General features: G+C 39.6%; 11 protein-coding genes, 1 tRNA gene and 4 pseudogenes. 7 read left to right on the top strand and 9 right to left on the bottom strand.

Annotation, left to right across the window (positions count from 1 at the left end; all coding sequences use genetic code 11):
• Positions 1-162: 162 nt before the first annotated feature.
• Both DYI03_RS13995 and DYI03_RS14025 read right to left on the bottom strand, forming a co-directional pair.
• Positions 163-320 (bottom strand): annotated as a pseudogene (locus DYI03_RS13995) (IS1380 family transposase); the annotation flags it as partial.
• A pseudogene (locus tag DYI03_RS14025) lies at positions 306-830 on the bottom strand (transposase family protein); the annotation flags it as partial. The pseudogenes DYI03_RS13995 and DYI03_RS14025, both read right to left, overlap by 15 nt.
• Before the next feature lie 139 nt (positions 831-969).
• Between DYI03_RS14025 and DYI03_RS04070 the strand changes: the two are divergent.
• The 4 genes from DYI03_RS04070 to DYI03_RS04055 all read left to right on the top strand — a co-directional run bounded on the left by DYI03_RS04070 (position 970) and on the right by DYI03_RS04055 (position 3,827).
• Positions 970-1,587, top strand: coding sequence for a hypothetical protein (locus DYI03_RS04070; protein ID WP_021669116.1), 618 nt, complete (start codon positions 970-972; stop codon positions 1,585-1,587).
• Between the two features lie 121 nt (positions 1,588-1,708).
• On the top strand, positions 1,709-2,023 hold the full coding sequence (locus DYI03_RS04065; protein ID WP_021669117.1) for an insertion element protein: 315 nt from the start codon (positions 1,709-1,711) through the stop codon (positions 2,021-2,023).
• A gap of 5 nt (positions 2,024-2,028) precedes the next feature.
• Positions 2,029-2,190, top strand: coding sequence for an IS1 family transposase (locus DYI03_RS04060; protein ID WP_021669118.1), 162 nt, complete (start codon positions 2,029-2,031; stop codon positions 2,188-2,190).
• A gap of 107 nt (positions 2,191-2,297) precedes the next feature.
• Positions 2,298-3,827: an IS5 family transposase gene (locus tag DYI03_RS04055; RefSeq protein WP_115367898.1), complete on the top strand. Its 1,530-nt coding sequence runs from the start codon at positions 2,298-2,300 to the stop codon at positions 3,825-3,827.
• 301 nt (positions 3,828-4,128) lie between these two features.
• Here the strand turns inward: DYI03_RS04055 and DYI03_RS04045 are convergent.
• From DYI03_RS04045 to DYI03_RS04030, 3 genes and pseudogenes are all read right to left on the bottom strand, one after another.
• Positions 4,129-5,113, bottom strand: a pseudogene (locus DYI03_RS04045) (ISAon1 family transposase).
• Between the two features lies 1 nt (position 5,114).
• A pseudogene (locus tag DYI03_RS14020) lies at positions 5,115-5,234 on the bottom strand (ISAon1 family transposase N-terminal region protein); the annotation flags it as partial.
• 396 nt (positions 5,235-5,630) lie between these two features.
• Positions 5,631-5,703, bottom strand: a tRNA-Lys gene (locus DYI03_RS04030).
• 855 nt (positions 5,704-6,558) lie between these two features.
• On the opposite strand from DYI03_RS04030, the gene DYI03_RS04020 reads away from it, so the two are divergent.
• Positions 6,559-7,845 (top strand): IS1380 family transposase, encoded by a 1,287-nt coding sequence (locus DYI03_RS04020; protein WP_115367856.1) that lies wholly within the window; start codon positions 6,559-6,561, stop codon positions 7,843-7,845.
• Between the two features lie 366 nt (positions 7,846-8,211).
• On the opposite strand, the gene DYI03_RS04010 is transcribed toward DYI03_RS04020, so the two are convergent.
• Positions 8,212-9,210, bottom strand: a complete 999-nt coding sequence (locus tag DYI03_RS04010) for an IS3 family transposase (protein WP_115367897.1) — start codon at positions 9,208-9,210, stop codon at positions 8,212-8,214.
• Positions 9,195-9,572: a transposase gene (locus DYI03_RS04005; RefSeq protein ID WP_004357394.1), complete on the bottom strand. Its 378-nt coding sequence runs from the start codon at positions 9,570-9,572 to the stop codon at positions 9,195-9,197. Before DYI03_RS04005 ends, DYI03_RS04010 begins: the two co-directional genes overlap by 16 nt.
• Positions 9,573-9,888: 316 nt before the next feature.
• Between DYI03_RS04005 and DYI03_RS04000 the strand changes: the two genes are divergently transcribed.
• Both DYI03_RS04000 and DYI03_RS03995 read left to right on the top strand, forming a co-directional pair.
• Positions 9,889-11,226, top strand: a complete 1,338-nt coding sequence (locus DYI03_RS04000; protein WP_025064596.1) for a putative barnase/colicin E5 family endoribonuclease — start codon at positions 9,889-9,891, stop codon at positions 11,224-11,226.
• Positions 11,171-12,886, top strand: a complete 1,716-nt coding sequence (locus tag DYI03_RS03995) for a MuF-C-terminal domain-containing protein (RefSeq protein WP_148299731.1) — start codon at positions 11,171-11,173, stop codon at positions 12,884-12,886. The genes DYI03_RS04000 and DYI03_RS03995 overlap by 56 nt, the downstream gene beginning before the upstream one ends.
• On the opposite strand, the gene DYI03_RS03990 is transcribed toward DYI03_RS03995, so the two are convergent.
• Positions 12,864-14,525: an AMP-binding protein gene (locus DYI03_RS03990; RefSeq protein WP_025064594.1), complete on the bottom strand. Its 1,662-nt coding sequence runs from the start codon at positions 14,523-14,525 to the stop codon at positions 12,864-12,866. The genes DYI03_RS03995 and DYI03_RS03990 overlap by 23 nt on opposite strands.
• Before the next feature lie 125 nt (positions 14,526-14,650).
• On the bottom strand, positions 14,651-15,898 hold the full coding sequence (locus DYI03_RS03985) for an ABC transporter permease (protein ID WP_021670362.1): 1,248 nt from the start codon (positions 15,896-15,898) through the stop codon (positions 14,651-14,653).
• Positions 15,899-16,127: the final 229 nt, after the last annotated feature.

Genomic DNA, 16,127 nt, shown 5'->3' with positions numbered 1-16,127 from the left:
GAAGGACGTTGAAAAGTTAAGTTGCGGATTTGAGGAAGTCTTATTTTTATTATGAAAGCAAAGATAATAAATAAGTTTTGAACGTGCAAGTTTTTAACCCAAATCGGTCGTTAGAATGAGAATGTATTTTTTGAGCCGCAGAATCAACTAGCAAGTGCAAAATTATAGTGTGTATAGGTTTAAGACGTATCTCCTTCTTGTCTTAATCCACTTGGCAGGTACGTTGATGAAGTGTGTAATATGAACTTCTTCAACATTACTGTAACGAGCATAAAGACGGTGTTCTGCTCAAGAAAGGAGAAAGGCAGGTGTGCCCAACCTGAAAAGTAATCGTAATCGCCTTTATAGGAATATGTTGCATCGTATTTGTGTGCAGGAAGAAACTGGTGGTCAAAGTCTAAATCAACGCTGCTTCCTTCGTGTATTAAGCCAAGATGCTTAACCATCGTCAGAAGAAGTTGGTTTAATTTCTCAGCCTTATTGAACTTATAGGCGTGCTTGGATTTATCACAAGTGTAAACCACATTTGCTTCCTTAAGTTCTTTTAAACCACGACCAACAGTGTCTGCCCCAGGAAGTGTACATTTGGGAGATAATGAAAACTGAGCAATGAGCGTGTTAATATCTTCCAAGCAATCAGCACCACATAAATAGCTATAAAACAGCGATGAAATAATATCACTATATTGGAATGCCGTACCTGTACTGCCACGCTGACCAAGTGAGGAAACAATAATTTGATTGAGTCCAAGTTTGGAAAAAACATCCATTACGTGAAAAATTCCACCAAAAGAGGTTATTTTGTCAGATTTTATTGCTACCTTTGTCATGTCAGTTGATTTATTGTTTTACATGTTTAGTAGCACTAAGATAAGTGAATTTTCTGACATACGCAAGCGTTTGAATACTTTTATGTATCAAGCACTTGCATTTCTTGCAAGCAAAAACGCTGCGGAAATAAGGTATTAGATGATAAAGACAATTATATTATTGGTAATAGTTTTCTATACATTTCCATGCCAGAAGATAAATGCTCAAAGCAGAGATACCTCAAATATCTTTGCAGGATATTACATAGCTGTTTACAATAAGAGCGATTTATCACATAAAAAGATAAGAAGACATCATAAACATTCTTATAACACAGCTGTTGATAGCAGATACAGAACTTATTTTATTCCGATAAAAATTGGGAAAAATAATATTAATCAAAAAAATATATGGAAAGAGGTAACGGACAATAAAAAAGAAAGCGATACAATCTTTATTTTTCCGGACTCTACGGATATAAAGCTATTCAAACAAATTGGGCTGATCGATAGCAATATCTCTGATAAAAAACATCTCTTGCTTCAAGAGATAAAATCCTTACCCTATTATAATACCGCATCAAACAAAGCATATCTATTCAAATGTCTTTATGTTAAAGGAACCTTTTTGCAACTAAGGATAGACACTATAGACAAGAATTGGCAAGATTATTTGTTAGATATATATTCTATTTCAACAAAGAAAAAGAAAAAACTATTTCTTGTTACAAGCATAGATAGTTTGCATTCTGGTAATGATCCAGGTTGGGAGTTGTGAAAATAGGGTCTTGATTATCAGGATTATCTGATAAGTTAAAAATGCGACGGCAGGAATTAGCGCTTTGCCTTCGCATTATTTTCGCAATTATAGCATAAGCAAATGAAGCAACAAGATAGTTTTGTCCAGATTGGGAGTTAAGTTTTTATGTCCCTATTGTCAATCTGAGTCAATCGTCAAAAGTGGGAAGAATTGCAATGGCAAACAACGCTACCAATGCAAATATTGCCACAAGCGCTTTATTACCGACTACACCTACAAAGCCTATCTTCCTGACACCGATTCTAAAATCATCCAACTGACCAAAGAGGGATTAGGCATTCGTAGTACGGTAAGAGTATTGGGGATTTCAGTTACCACCTTGTTCAAAAGGATTTTACAGATAGTAAGCAAAATCAAACAACCACCTATCGCTGTAGGCAGAACCACGAAGTAGATGAAATGCGGATATTTATCGGTAAGAAAAGTTGCTTACGATGGTTGGCTTATGCCTTAGATAGAGAAATAAATCAGGTGGTTGCCTTCAATGTTGGCAGACGTACCAACCGTACTTTGTCGGTAGTACTTCACAACCTTTTCCTATCCAAAGCCAAATTTATTTAGTGTTTACTGAATAATTTATAACTCTCTGATATTTAAGTTTATATAACTTTATTTCTTTGTTTGTTTAACAAAAAACAGTATCTTTATATAGTTAAATCCATAGCAAGATGAAGTTTTACGCTCCAAAATACAAGCAACTTGACCTCGGTTTGCTCCGCTCATCCCTTGATGAGTTGGACAAGACAAACCGATGGGTGGCTCTCGGAAACCTTCTTCCATGGACAGAACTTGAGAAGGAATACAACTCAAGGTTGGACAATCAGAAGAAAGGTGCAGGGAACAAGCCGGCACGCATGATTCTCGGCGCAATGATTATCAAGCACAAACTAAACCTGAGTGATGCCGAGACCATCGAGATTATCAGAGAGAGTCCCTACATGCAGTACTTTTGTGGATTGCATGAGTTCACCGACAAGCCTATATTCGACCCGAGCCTATTCGTCACGATACGCAAGCGAATCTCAGAGGAAGAACTCAACAAGATGACAGTCAAGCTTCTCGACAAGCAGAGGCGTCTTCTTGAAGAGAAACGCAAGCGTGAAGAAGAAGAGGCGAAGAGGAATGATGAGGACCCGCCGGCTCCGAAACCAGAGAATCCGAATGCCGCTTCCTTCACCGACTCAAAAGGTCGCGAGCACAAGGGAGTGCTGAAGATTGATGCTACCTGTGCCGATGCAGAGATGCGTTATCCTGTTGACGTTGATATAATACATGATGGTTGCCGCAAGGTTACCGACTATATTATAAAGGTGTGCGAGATGTTTGAGCTGCACAAGCCACGCACGAACTACAAGCATGCACGTCAGGCATACCTTCAGCTTGTCAAGAAAGCCAAGAAGAAAGGCAAGATGGTGCGTGATACTATCGGGGTGATGCTCAACTACTTGCGCAAGGACATCCGCATCTTAATGGACTTGCTTGCAAAGAACAAGACGTACTACGAGAGCCTATTCCTATATGAGAAACGCACCTTGACTGCAATCCTCACGATGTACCATCAGCAGGAGGAGATGTACAGGTCAAAGACTCATACTTGTGCAGACCGCATACTGAGCATCTTTCAGCCACACGTCCGTGCCATTGTCCGTGGAAAGGCTAAGGCAAGGACTGAGTTCGGGGCCAAGATAGGTGCAAGCATAGTCGAGGGCTATACGTTCATCGACCACCACAGCTGGGATGCCTACAACGAGAGCCAGGATCTCTTGCTACAGATTCAACTTTTCAAAGAACGCTTCGGCTATCTTCCGGCCACCATCCTTGCGGATAAGATTTACCTAAACAGGTCAAACCGAGATATACTTGAGGATTTTGAAATCCATTCATACTGCAAACCGTTAGGGCGACCACCGAAGGATCCTCCTTCAGATGAGATGAAATCCAGAATGGCCAAAGCCATCGGGGAGCGCAATGAAATCGAATGCTCATTCGGTACTGGCAAGAGAATCTATCGAGCCAATGACATAAGAGCCAAGCTTCCAGATACAGCACGATGCTGGACAGGAATGTGCTACTTCGTTAAAAACGTGATGAAGTTCCTCAGGGAACTTTGTCTTGCCCTGACCGAAATCTGGTGGTTTTTCATCATTATCGTCACTATGAGGATCTACGTCTGCTACCCTCTGTCTGTGAAAAGATAATAATTCAGCAGACCCTAAATAGTTTCCTTACACTGTAGGCAGTGGTTCCACCTACTTGTAATTTCGTAAGTTCAGCAAAGATATTTATTTTTATTAATATCAGCAAGCTTTAGTATCAAAAAGTTCATATTTTGTCGGATTTTGTTCCTCTTGTGAATATTAAACGTATATTTATTTAACGAATTGGCAGATAGATGTGCAATCCGTTGTTGAGTGTAGGGATTGGGAAGGATATCCCAGTTGTGTTTTCTCCTTCGATAATCAGGGTCAGTCGTAAAACCCAGTTGCACCCCCTCTCCCCTCATGCACATAATTTCATAAGCCTGTAAAGGAAGAAAGGAATATCCGTTACTCCCCTGAACTGTGCCCTGAAGGATTTGACTTTTGCGTTGAAGGATTCAGCATTGGCATTTGTGGCTCTGTTGACAAAGAAATTGAGTATGGTATCATAATGGTTCTTAAAGGTGTCAATCACCGTATATAAGTTGTCCCCCCCCCAACTTCTCTACCTTATTAAACCATCTTGCCAGTTTCAGCCTTGCAGCGTCCTTGATGTTTCTGGCATTATAAATATCGGTAAGTTCCATGGCCAGGTCATAGGCTTTTTTGAGTTCGGGGTAGTTTTCAAAGATTATTTCAGCCCTTAGCCTTTGCGATTCTGTCCACTTGGACTTGTGTTTAGTCAGTATAAACTTCGCCCTGGCAAGCAGTTGCTTGCGTGTCTCACCGTTGCTATATCTGAATGGCTTGTAGGTTTCGTTCTTGTTTTTGGCTTCCTTCATCTCCTCATTTTCTCTGTCCCTTGCCCTCCATCGGTAGGCTATACGCATGTCGTCCAAAGCATCATAGTAAAGTTTCTGCACATGAAACCTGTCACTGGTGATGAGTGCTTTGGGGAACACAGTGTGCGCAATTATCATCATAGAGGAAGACAAGTCGAGCGTTATTTCCTTGACTGTCTTTCTTTTGGAAAGGTTAATCTTTTCCAAAACACGGATCACATCTTCGGCTTTTGTTCCCCTAACCACAGCTACCAGCGTACCCCTGCCACCTTTACCAGGCTTGTTGGTCAGAAATGTATAGACCTTACCGCTGCTCAGACAAGACTCATCGATACTCAGGCTCTCTCCCAGGTTCTCATCAAACAGCAGCCAGTCTCCCGCATGCGACAACTGCTCCCACTGGCGATAATCGCTGAAATGCTCCTTATATTGGGTGGAAAGCTGCTTACCGTCTACGCCATAATGAGAGCCGATACCTGTAATGCTCTCCGCAGTAGACTCAATTCTATTCTTTTAAAAAAGAAACGAACTCAGGGGATAGTTTGCTGCCCTCAGCTGTCAGGTCATCGTAAGAATAACTGAATATCTCACCCGTGGAACTGTCACACCATTTTCGACGGCGGACATGAAGGTAAACGAGCTTGCCACGAAGGGGAAAGTCTTGGACAACCCGTTCGCGGTAAAGCCGTAACTGCTTACTGTGCCGGACTTGCGGTCTGCTTCTTCCATAAAGTTACGCTCATCCAACCAGAAGTCTATCTGGGAAATACTCTCTTGGATATCTATCACATCAAAATAATCTGCGAGTATCTCTGGAAAGATACCACGCAACAATTGCTCGGTCTTCATGATGCAAAGATAACAAATACTTATGAAATTATGTGCATGAGGGGAGAGAGGGGTGCAACTGGGTTTTACGACTGACCCACATTAGCCCCACTTTTTATTGTAACCTATTGATTTTCAGTTATAAACAATTGGTAATCAACAAAAAAGGGATACAAAAGTACCCCTTTAAAAGTGATCCGCATGGGGCTCGAACCCATGACCCCAACATTAAAAGTGTTGTGCTCTACCAGCTGAGCTAGCGGATCTTTTCAAACTTCCTTTTCGAAAGCGAGTGCAAAGGTATTGCTTTTTTTTGAAAGCACCAAATAATTTTGAAAGTTTTTGACTTACTTTTTTATTTTTCCTTATTTCCGCAAACAATTTCCTTGTTTGTCTCAAAACTTGTTTGCGTTTCATTTAACCCTACGAGAAAGGTCGATTTGTCATTTTTTGCTCAACTTATCACAAATAGGTTCTTTTTTAGAGTGCAAAATAGCTGCTTTCTGGCAAGTTATGATACTTTGTAGGGGCGTGATTTATCACGTTCCTAATACACTTAAATTTGCGGAGAGGAACGTGATAAATCACGCCCCTACAAAGTTTCATTGCTCGAAAGGTTCTATTTCTCGCCACGAGCATGTACAAATTTCGCTTTGCTCATTGGATAAGATATAGCTGCACTCGACAAATTGAAAGTAAACTTTCTTTGTTCTCGCTTGCAATATCTTTTGCATGCTTCGTCTGGTTTAACGAAATCGTTGGTTTAATTTCTCAGCCTTATTGAACTTATAGGCGTGCTTGGATTTATCACAAGTGTAAACCACATTTGCTTCTTTAAGTTCTTTTAAACCAATAGAAAAATTCCTCTGAAATAATGGTTGATATGCTTTTATTTTCAAAACCTATTGTTTTGAGCTCCAAAATAGCCTATTTTGAATGCCAAAACAATAGGTTTTAAAATTCACTTGTATTTGATATGACTTTACCCTTAATTCCGCAACACTATTATAACTTAAACTTTTTAAGTACCTGAGCAACAAAAAGTTGCCCAGGATTTTGCCATGTCAAAGAATTCACTTATCTTAGTGTTGCAAAACAAGCAAGCAAAACTCTGATATGGCATGGCAAAAATACATATTAAATCCGATAAACTCACTCCTTTTGGAGGAATATTTTCAATCATGGAGCAATTTGACTCCACATTGTCATCTGTAATCGACTCGACCCTCGGTCTAAGGTGTAGATCATTCGGTTATCAGTACAGCGAAATCATCCGTTCACTCATGAGTATCTACTTCTGTGGTGGCTCATGTGTTGAGGATGTCACTACTCATTTGATGAGCCATCTCTCGCTTCATCCGACACTTCGAACTTGTAGCTCTGATACTATCCTCAGAGCGATAAAGGAGCTGACGCAAGAAAACATCTCATACACGTCAGATACGGGTAAGAACTACGATTTCAACACGGCTGACACTCTCAATACTTTACTGCTCAATTGTATGTTTGCATCTGGCCAACTGAAAGAGGACGAGATGTATGATGTTGATTTCGACCATCAGTTCATAGAGACAGAGAAGTATGATGCAAAGCCTACATACAAGAAGTTCCCTGGTTATCGCCCTGGCGTGGCGGTTATTGGCGACTTAATCGTTGGCATTGAGAATAGCGATGGCAACACAAATGTTCGTTTTCATCAGAAGGACACGCTGAAGAGGTTCTTTGAGAGATTTGAACAGAACGGCCTTACTATCAATCGTTTCAGAGCTGACTGTGGATCATGTTCCGAGGAAATCGTAGAAGAAGTAGAGGAACACTGCAAATCCTTCTATATCCGCGCAAACCGCTGCAGTTCGCTCTACAATGAAATCTTTGCTCTCAGAGGTTGGAAAACTGAGGAAATCAATGGCATTGAGTTCGAATTGAACTCTATCCTTATTGAAAAGTGGAAGGGTAAAGCATACCGACTTGTGATTCAAAGACAGAAACGGTTGGATGGTGTATTGGATCTCTGGGAAGGAGAATACACATACCGTTGTATCCTGACTAACGACTATGTATCTTCCGTAAGAGAGATTGTCGAGTTCTATAACCTTCGAGGGGGAAAGGAACGTATCTTCGATGATATGAACAATGGTTTCGGATGGGACCGATTGCCCAAATCCTTCATGGCAGAGAACACCGTGTTCCTTCTTCTTACAGCACTTATCCGTAACTTCTACAAGGCCATTATCCAAAGACTTGATGTAAAGAGGTTCGGACTCAATACAACAAGCCGCATAAAAGCGCTTGTCTTCAGGTTTGTCTCTGTACCAGCAAAGTGGATCAGGACATCAAGGCAGTATGTGCTGAATATCTATACTTGTAACAATGCTTACGCGGATGTGTTCCAGACAGATTTTGGATAACGCCTACAATTTATGGGTATGATACTGCGTATTGCCTCAAGTCGCATTGTGGGGTAAGGGGATGTTGTAGGCTGAAGTGGGGGATTTCAGTTCTAATTATCTGCAAATTCAGTAATGAGAGGATGTGTACACGCAAGAAGGACGTTGAAAAGTTAAGTTGCGGATTTGAGGTTTACCTAAATTTTCTATACACTTTTAGGCTATATAAACTAACTTTCTATACACTTTCTTTTTTGCTATACTAAATTAGTAGACAGAGTCCTAAAGTTGCACTTAAAGTATGAGAGCTGGACTTGCTGACCCCCTACTTGTTGTTTGTCAAAATTGTATGCCCCTCAATGGGGCATGCAATTTTTTTCTTTCTTATCAGGGTTGCTGGCATGTGCTTTGCCCCTGACTTGTTGTTTGTCGCTGTAAAGTTACAATTTTGTTTTCTTTCGTCTCTTGTTTTTTATCATATTTTTTCTTTTTCCACTTTTTTTGTTGTGGTCCTTTCTCTTGATGCGCCATGGCAGGGGTTTTGTAGCCGATGCTCATGTGGGGGCGTTTGTTATTATAGAATTGTATGTATCGTCCGATAACTTCTTTTGCTTGTGCTTGGTTTGCAAATTGGTGGGTACGATAAACGTATTCTTCTTTGATAATACCATTTACTCGTTCGGCTATGGCGTTATCGGTGGGCTTGTAATCTTCTGTCATAGAGATGGATATGCCATACGATTTTAAGACTTCAACATAGGCATCGCAGCAGTATTGTACGCCACGGTCGGAGTGGTGGATAAGTCCCTTTAGGCAGCTATTACCTGTGCTTTGAACTGCTTGGTCGATGGCTTGTTGGAGGGCTTCTATTGACATGGCTGCTTTTAAGGTATCGGTTAATACCCAACCTATTATCTTATGGGAGTAGGCATCAGTTATAAGATGTAGATAACAAACGCCTTGAGCCGTCCAAATATAAGTTATATCGGCTACCCATAGTTCGTTGGCAGAGTTTAGGGAAATGCCTTTTATAAGGTTCTTCCATTTATGATAACGATGATTGGAGTTGGTCGTATGCCGTACCTTAGGGGGAGGAAGCATCAACTTGTGTCTGCGAAGCAGGACATAGAAACGATCACGACCCATAACTGCCTCATAACCATAGATGTTTCTCATCATGAGCCAAAACTTATAAGCACCGATACCAGGGTCTTCCGCCCTAATTTCGCAGACACTTTCAAGTACACGACGCTCGTTGGCAATATCCTTTTCAATATCAGACTTTAACTGGTAAAAAGACTGACGATGATGGTCAAATAGCTTACAAGCAAGCGTAACACTGAGGTGGTCTTGCTTGACCAGTGAAGTGGCTACTTGACCCCACATTTTTTTCTGATTGAAATGTTAAAGTATTCTTCTGCCTTATCAATGAGCATATCACGAGCTTTGGTCTCTAAACGAGAAATTTCCAAGGCTTTTTCTAACTCTGCATACTGCTTTTTCAATTCCGACAACTCTTTACGATAACCCTCTTTACTTATATTTGCCATGTCTATATCGAATGATTCAGAGGGCAAAGGTAAGCCTTTTTTCTCACAAGCGTAACGCTTTATCCAACTACTTAAGAGAGTTACATTGCAAATGTTGTGCAATTTAACAAACTTAGACTTACTCAAACCTGATTCGTAATACAAACGAACCAAACCTAAACGAGCTTCATCACTGTAATGTTTCCGATTTTTTACCATATTTCTTACTCATTTTATGCACCGAAAATGTGTATAGAAATTTCAGGATAAGACACTCAAATTTTAACGAACTATTGTTATCCCGAACTGGGGTTATATTTTTATAAAATCTTTCAAAAAGGCAGACGGCTCACGCTATTATTATTTTACATCAGTAACCGTAAGCATTGACGGTAAAGAAGTTGTAGTATCTAATCAAGAAAAGAGCCGCAACAGAATATTACGACTCTTGATTGAGGGAAATGTCGTTTGGCGCACTGTTGCAAAAGAGGGATTGGAAATATCTGTTAGTAGTCATTTTGTTAATCCTAACAAAATGAAAAACAAATTAATGGAGTTTGAACGTGCATACACAAAAGAAACGTTACTCCCCAACAGTTCTGAAATGCGCTTAACTGAACATCAAAGCGATGTGCCGGACCTCCTTCCTACGCAAGGGAATAACGTTTCTTCTGCTGGCAAAGATACGCAAAGTTCTAATAACGAACAAGGAAGCAGCGTTAAAAATCAAGAAACCGATGCAATTCCTACTGATGAAGAGGTAGGAATTACTCAAAGCAATTCAGTTTTGCAAGGCGAAGAAGTTGATAACAGCCGAGGAGATAACGAAAGCCAAGAGCAAGGAAGAACAATTGAAGTTGGCACTCAAGGCGAAGTTGAGAATGGATTTGTACATCAGGGCGCACAAGGAGGAGTAGATAAGCAAGGTAATCCTATTAATGCAGATGGTACTTTGAAAGTTGAAAAGGTAAAACAAGAACCACAACCAATAGGATACGGAGATTTTGGAGCTATATACGACCAATTCAAAGGAAAAGCAAACGAAGCTATTAAGTTCTTATTATCAAAACAAGACGGAGAAGCTATCGCTGCTTTACACCACAAAGATATTGGAAATATTGATTTGGTTTGGGGAAAAGAGGGAACAGCAAAAAGCGATGGTTTTGGACTTGCCAAACTCGCTAAATACCACCCAGAAGTACTTGATAACTTGCAAGAAATATTAGAAGATATGATTGTTACCAAACGCACAGACAATCGTGTGCAGTTGGAAAGCGAAAAGTATCAATCTGCCGTACGCCTTACATGGGATAGCAAAAAGAAAAATTGGTTGCTTACAATGTTTGAAAAGAAAAACAGCGTTCTTAACAATACTACAGACACTGATAAGACCCAAATAGGCAACGAGAATGACACAGCTACTCTCGAAAACGCTGCTTTGTCTGATGGCAAAGATACAGAAAAAACTCCAAACAGCAAGGGGAATAAGAAAAAAGTTGTATCTTCGCACATGGAGGGCAATTTGTTTGATGAAGCCCCAAGTTTAACTAATAAAGACAAAGACGATGAAGATAACCAAAGAACTCGAAGAGAGAATAGAAGAAGCGATGATGGAGTTTCGCCACGAGAATCTTCTGGGCGCAGGACAGCTGAACCGGGACAACTGGACGCAAATCCTACAGAACGCAGGACTGAGCGACAAGGAAATAGCGGAGTACAGAGCAGAAATGCAGAAGTACGCAGCAGCACTGGACGACCCTCTGGACGCTTATCGAGATTAAACACAACCAATAACCATGCAGAGCGTGGTGTAGACTATGCGCCTACATCCGTTGATGCTCGTATTGAAGCCAACATCAAAGCGTACAGGTAAGATAACCGTTGTTGTGCCTAACCATGCTAATATTGCAGATATTGAAAAGACTATTTTACACGAAGCAGTAGCGCATCATGGGTTAAGGGAGTTGTTTGGTGAAGAGTTTGACAATATGATAGAATCTATCTTTATGCAGGTAGATGAAGCTACAAGGCTTGAAATCATGCGTAAATCTTCTAAGCGTGGTTGGGATTATGCAACGGCAACGGAGGAGTATCTTGCGAGCATGGCAGAAGATACCAACTTTGAACATGTCAAACCGAGCGTTTGGCAGCGTATCAAACAATTCTTTGGTGAAATGCTAAGCGCAGTAGGCTTACATCGTGCAGAACTTACTGATAATGATTTGCGTTATATTCTGTGGCGCAGTTATGAGAACTTGAAGAAAGGCGGTAAGCGTGGTGTCTTTGATGTGGCGGAAGATGTTGCTATGCAGTACCGATTAAAGGTTGGTAATTATGCAGAGCAGACAGAGGTAACGTCGGGCGAGGTTGCAGAGGCTTCTGTTGGACTTGATGAAGTGAATGAGCGGTTTAATGATGCTTTGCAACAACAGATTGATGGAACATTGCCAAAAGGTTATGTTTATGATTTGGGTATGCCGAGCAGTATTCTTTTAAGTACTGGTATTCCTAATCTTCCTATCCAGCTTAACGCTACGCGATTAAAGGAAAAGGCTACGTCTTTTGGTCATGATTTTGATTTATCAGAGGTAAAAAATCTTGTGAAATCCTTACAACATCCAATGGCTATCTTCAAATATGGTGATGAACGCAAAGCTCAAAATATTGTTATTGAACTTCAGCAGGGCGATAAGAACTTTATTGTTGGGCTGTCTCTCCATCCTACAATAAATGGCAGAGAATTACATATTAATAGTATCAGGAATGTATTTCCAAAGGATAATGCAGAATGGCTGAATTGGATAAGTCAAGGTAAGCTTCTTCGTGTAAATAAAGAAAAAGTCCAAAACCTCATAAACCAACAGCGAACGATTCTCGCTGACGTGGATTATTTGGATTTGGACTCCATTGCAAAGATAGTGAAAGATTTTGAAAATCGCAAATTAAATGATGATGTTATTTATCCTATTGTAGAAAATGGCAGCCTACAATGGGTAGACAAAGAAAAAGCCTTGAACTATCTGCACCACTCCGCACTCCGCGCGGAAGCCCTCAGCAGTTCAAGACTTAATTCTGCTGCAAAGATAATTAAAGATTTTGAAAATCGCAAATTAAATGATGATGTCATTTATCCTATTGTAGAAAATGGCAGCCTACAATGGGTAGACAAAGAAAAATGGCTTAATTGGCTCTCCTCAGTATCACATTATGCTCAACAGGAAATAGACAATCAAGCCCTTAATTCTGCTACAAAGATAGTTGAAAACTTTGAAAATCGCAAATTAAATGACGATGTTTTGTATCGTAAAGTAGACCCTACGGAAACAGATGCAAGTAGTATTTATGAGCAGCGTGTAAGACGTTCAATGTTTCAAACGCAAGAAGCACTGCAAGATAGCATGCTCGGGTTAAAAGAAGCAATGGAAGCTATTACGAAGTCAGAGGGAAAGAAAATAGAAAGAGTCCTTTCGCTTGAAACGAAAGGACTCTTTTTATTTTATCACTTCTATTTTACTTGTATAAGTAACGTTTGATTGAACGCTTTGGGGTTTTAACAAACTCTTCTTCCATAATTTCTATATCAGCCAATTTGTAGTAAGCAGGCATAATTTCGTTCAATTGCTTCTTACTTTCGTCCATCAAATTTCTTAAATCAGCATCATTTAGTCCAAGTTCTTTTGCTTCTTCTAAATCAGGGAAGACCAAACCAATGAGTTTTTCTTCTCTTTGAACAACCAAACATTCGCTAACAAGCGGCATAGAATTGAGTTTATCTTCTATTTCTTCTGGGTAAATGTTCTGTCCGTTACTACCTAAGAGCATATTTTTAGAACGTCCTTTGATAAAAATATTCTGCTCTGCGTCCATTGTTCCAAGGTCGCCTGTGTGGAACCAACCATCAGCATCAATCACTTCACGGGTTGCTTCCTCGTTTTTATAATAACCTAATAAAACATTAGGACCTCTTGTAATGATTTCGCCTGGAACATTTTCAGGGTCTATACTATCAATTCTCACTTCTTGGTGTAAAGCTGGCTTACCGCATGATGTGGGAACAAACTCTTTCCAATCGCTATAACCAATAATTGGAGCGCATTCGGTTGCACCATAGCCTACTGTAAATGGGAAGTTTATTTCTTTTAAGAACGTTTCTATTTCACGATTCAAAGCTGCACCACCGATGACAACTTGATAAATATTACCGCCAAAAGCAGCAACCACCTGTTCACAAATCTTCTCTTTTACCTTTTTATTGATAACAGGTGTATTAAGCAGCAACTTCATGCGACTTGTTTGAATCTTTGGGAACACACGTTTACGGATAATTTTCTCTATAATAAGTGGAACCGCAATCATCAGCGTAGGCTTAACATCAGCAAGTGCTTGTGCAATAATAGCTGGTGAAGGCATACGTGTAAGATAGAAAATATGTGCGCCAGTGATGAATTCAAAAATGAGTTCAAAAGCCATTCCGTACATGTGAGCCATTGGCAGAATGCTAATAATGTTATCTCCAGATTTAAGATTTTTCCCTAAAGCATTGCTAGCAAAGTCGGCATTGCTCCACATGGCACGATAAGGAATCATGACACCTTTTGAACGCCCTGTTGTACCACTTGTGTAATTAATCAGTGCTAACTCATCAGGACTTTGTTCACGGTAATATTTAACATGTTCTTGACGGAAAAATTTAGGGTATTTACGTCCAAACATTTCGTTAAGATGCTCACGAGCGTAGGTAAGTTTTTCGGTTCTGCTCAATGAAAGCGATAAATCAGGTAGATAGATTATGCCTTCAAGGTCTGGCATTTTGGTTGCATCAATTTCCGTTGCAATAATATCACCCACAAAAAGTAGTTTTGCTTCTGAATGGTTTACGATATTATGGATTTGCTCAGGTGTAAATTCATGCAAAATAGGTACGGCAACTGCCCCATAAGTTAAGGTTGCGAAAAAAGAAACAGCCCACATAGAAGAATTGCGTCCACAGATAGCAATCTTATCTCCTTTTTTTATACCACTTGCCTCATACATAATATGTATTTTCTCGATTTTACGAGCTACATCATGATATTGAAGCGTTTTTCCTTTATAATCTGTTAAAGCATCAAGATCCCAATGTTCAATGATACTTTTCTCTATTAATTCGTTAAAACTAGGGATATGTTCCATTATATGTTGCTTAAAAAACACTGCAAAGGTAAGAAATATATTGCACATTTCAAAAATATTTGTGCATTATTGCACTTTTTCTCTCATTTTGTGCGATAAAACTAAGAAAGGAACATTAGTTTTTCTTACTCGTAATGCATTGATTTTGCTGGGTGTATGTGGCTTATTAGGTAGCTCGGAGCAATTAAAACAAAGACACATATTAATAAGGTAGCAATATTCAAGATAAGAATAAGTGGTAGATTTATCTCTACGGGGACGGTGCTAACGTAATAAGTTTTTGGGTCAAGGGATACCAAACCTGTATATTTTTGCAATAAAACGATGCCTAATCCGACAAGATTGCCCAACAACAATCCTTTTCCAATGATGAAAGTTGCAAACCAAAGGAAGATATGGCGCACTTGTTTATTGGTTGAACCCATGGCTTTCATGATGCCAATCATTTGGGTTCGTTCTAATATAATAATGAGTAAACCTGAAATCATGGTTACTCCTGCAACTGAAATCATGAGGGCAAGTATAATCCAAACATTCAAATCCATAAGGTCTAACCATGAAAATATTTGTGGATTTTGTTCTATGACGGTTGCAGCCGAATAAGTTGCACCATATCTATCGGTCGTTCCTTTCACACTATTAAGCACTTTTAAAGCCGAAATGTCAAGTTGATTAAAGTCGTTTATCAAGACTTCTGCCCCACTACATTGGTCTGTTTTCCAACCATTTAGCTTATTAGTTGTATAAAGGTCGGTGAAACAAATTTGCGAATCAAATTGTTTCATATTGGTTTCGTAGATTCCCGAAATGGTGAAACGACGTGTACGCACTCCTTGTTGATTGACAAAATAGGCAAAAATTTTATCGTTTACTTTTAGATTTAACTTTTCAGCAATCGTTTTTGAGATTAATATTTTCTGTTGATTTGCCTTGTCTGAGAAAGTTGGAATGCTTCCTTCCACCATACTTTTATGAATGAAAGTAGTATCAAACTCTGCTCCTACTCCTTTTAAAACTACTCCGAGAAAATCGTCATCGGTTTTCAATATACCTTGCGTATAGGCAAATCGCTGCACATGACGTACATTGTTCACCTTTTTCAGTTTGTTTATTGTTGTATCGTTTACTACAATTGGGTAATCGTCAGAACTCTGCAAGGAGTTGTAATTGGCTACTGTTATATGGCTACCAAACCCAATGACCTTATCACGAATGGTATGTTTAAAACCAAGCACGACACAAACCGATATAATCATCACGGCAAGACCTATGGCTACACCAAAGGTTGCAATGCGAATCGCAGGCTTTGAAACCTTGCGCTTTTTATCTTCGTTACCATTTATCTTTCTTGCTATGAATAAAGGAAAGTTCATTTGCTTGTTATTTTTTAATAATGTGGGACGAGTCGGACGAGTCAGACACAATTCACTTTTTGCTTTTTTCAGACAATTCAGACTGGTCGAACACGTCCGCCTTGCCCTATTGTCGTATAAACTGCCATGCAAAGATAACGCTTTAAAATTAAAAACCTATTGTTTTGAAGCTCAAAATAGGCTCTTTTGGTGTTCAAAACCCATTGTTTTAAAAATTACGGTATCGTTT

The sequence above is a fragment of the Prevotella disiens genome (genome assembly GCF_900454955.1).
GTDB lineage: Bacteria > Bacteroidota > Bacteroidia > Bacteroidales > Bacteroidaceae > Prevotella > Prevotella disiens.
This window is presented reverse-complemented; position numbering and strand designations above follow the sequence as displayed.

Excerpts from the sequence above, each read along its gene's own strand:
- DYI03_RS04010 (WP_115367897.1), bottom strand. The coding sequence starts at position 9,210 with ATGTGGGGTCAAGTAGCCACTTCACTGGTCAAGCAAGACCACCTCAGT.
- DYI03_RS03990 (WP_025064594.1), bottom strand. The coding sequence starts at position 14,525 with ATGGAACATATCCCTAGTTTTAACGAATTAATAGAGAAAAGTATCATT.
- DYI03_RS04005 (WP_004357394.1), bottom strand. The coding sequence starts at position 9,572 with ATGGTAAAAAATCGGAAACATTACAGTGATGAAGCTCGTTTAGGTTTG.
- DYI03_RS03985 (WP_021670362.1), bottom strand. The coding sequence starts at position 15,898 with ATGAACTTTCCTTTATTCATAGCAAGAAAGATAAATGGTAACGAAGAT.
- DYI03_RS04020 (WP_115367856.1), top strand. The coding sequence starts at position 6,559 with ATGGCAAAAATACATATTAAATCCGATAAACTCACTCCTTTTGGAGGA.
- DYI03_RS03995 (WP_148299731.1), top strand. The coding sequence starts at position 11,171 with ATGCGCCTACATCCGTTGATGCTCGTATTGAAGCCAACATCAAAGCGT.
- DYI03_RS04070 (WP_021669116.1), top strand. The coding sequence starts at position 970 with ATGATAAAGACAATTATATTATTGGTAATAGTTTTCTATACATTTCCA.
- DYI03_RS04000 (WP_025064596.1), top strand. The coding sequence starts at position 9,889 with ATGAAAAACAAATTAATGGAGTTTGAACGTGCATACACAAAAGAAACG.
- DYI03_RS04055 (WP_115367898.1), top strand. The coding sequence starts at position 2,298 with ATGAAGTTTTACGCTCCAAAATACAAGCAACTTGACCTCGGTTTGCTC.
- DYI03_RS04060 (WP_021669118.1), top strand. The coding sequence starts at position 2,029 with ATGCGGATATTTATCGGTAAGAAAAGTTGCTTACGATGGTTGGCTTAT.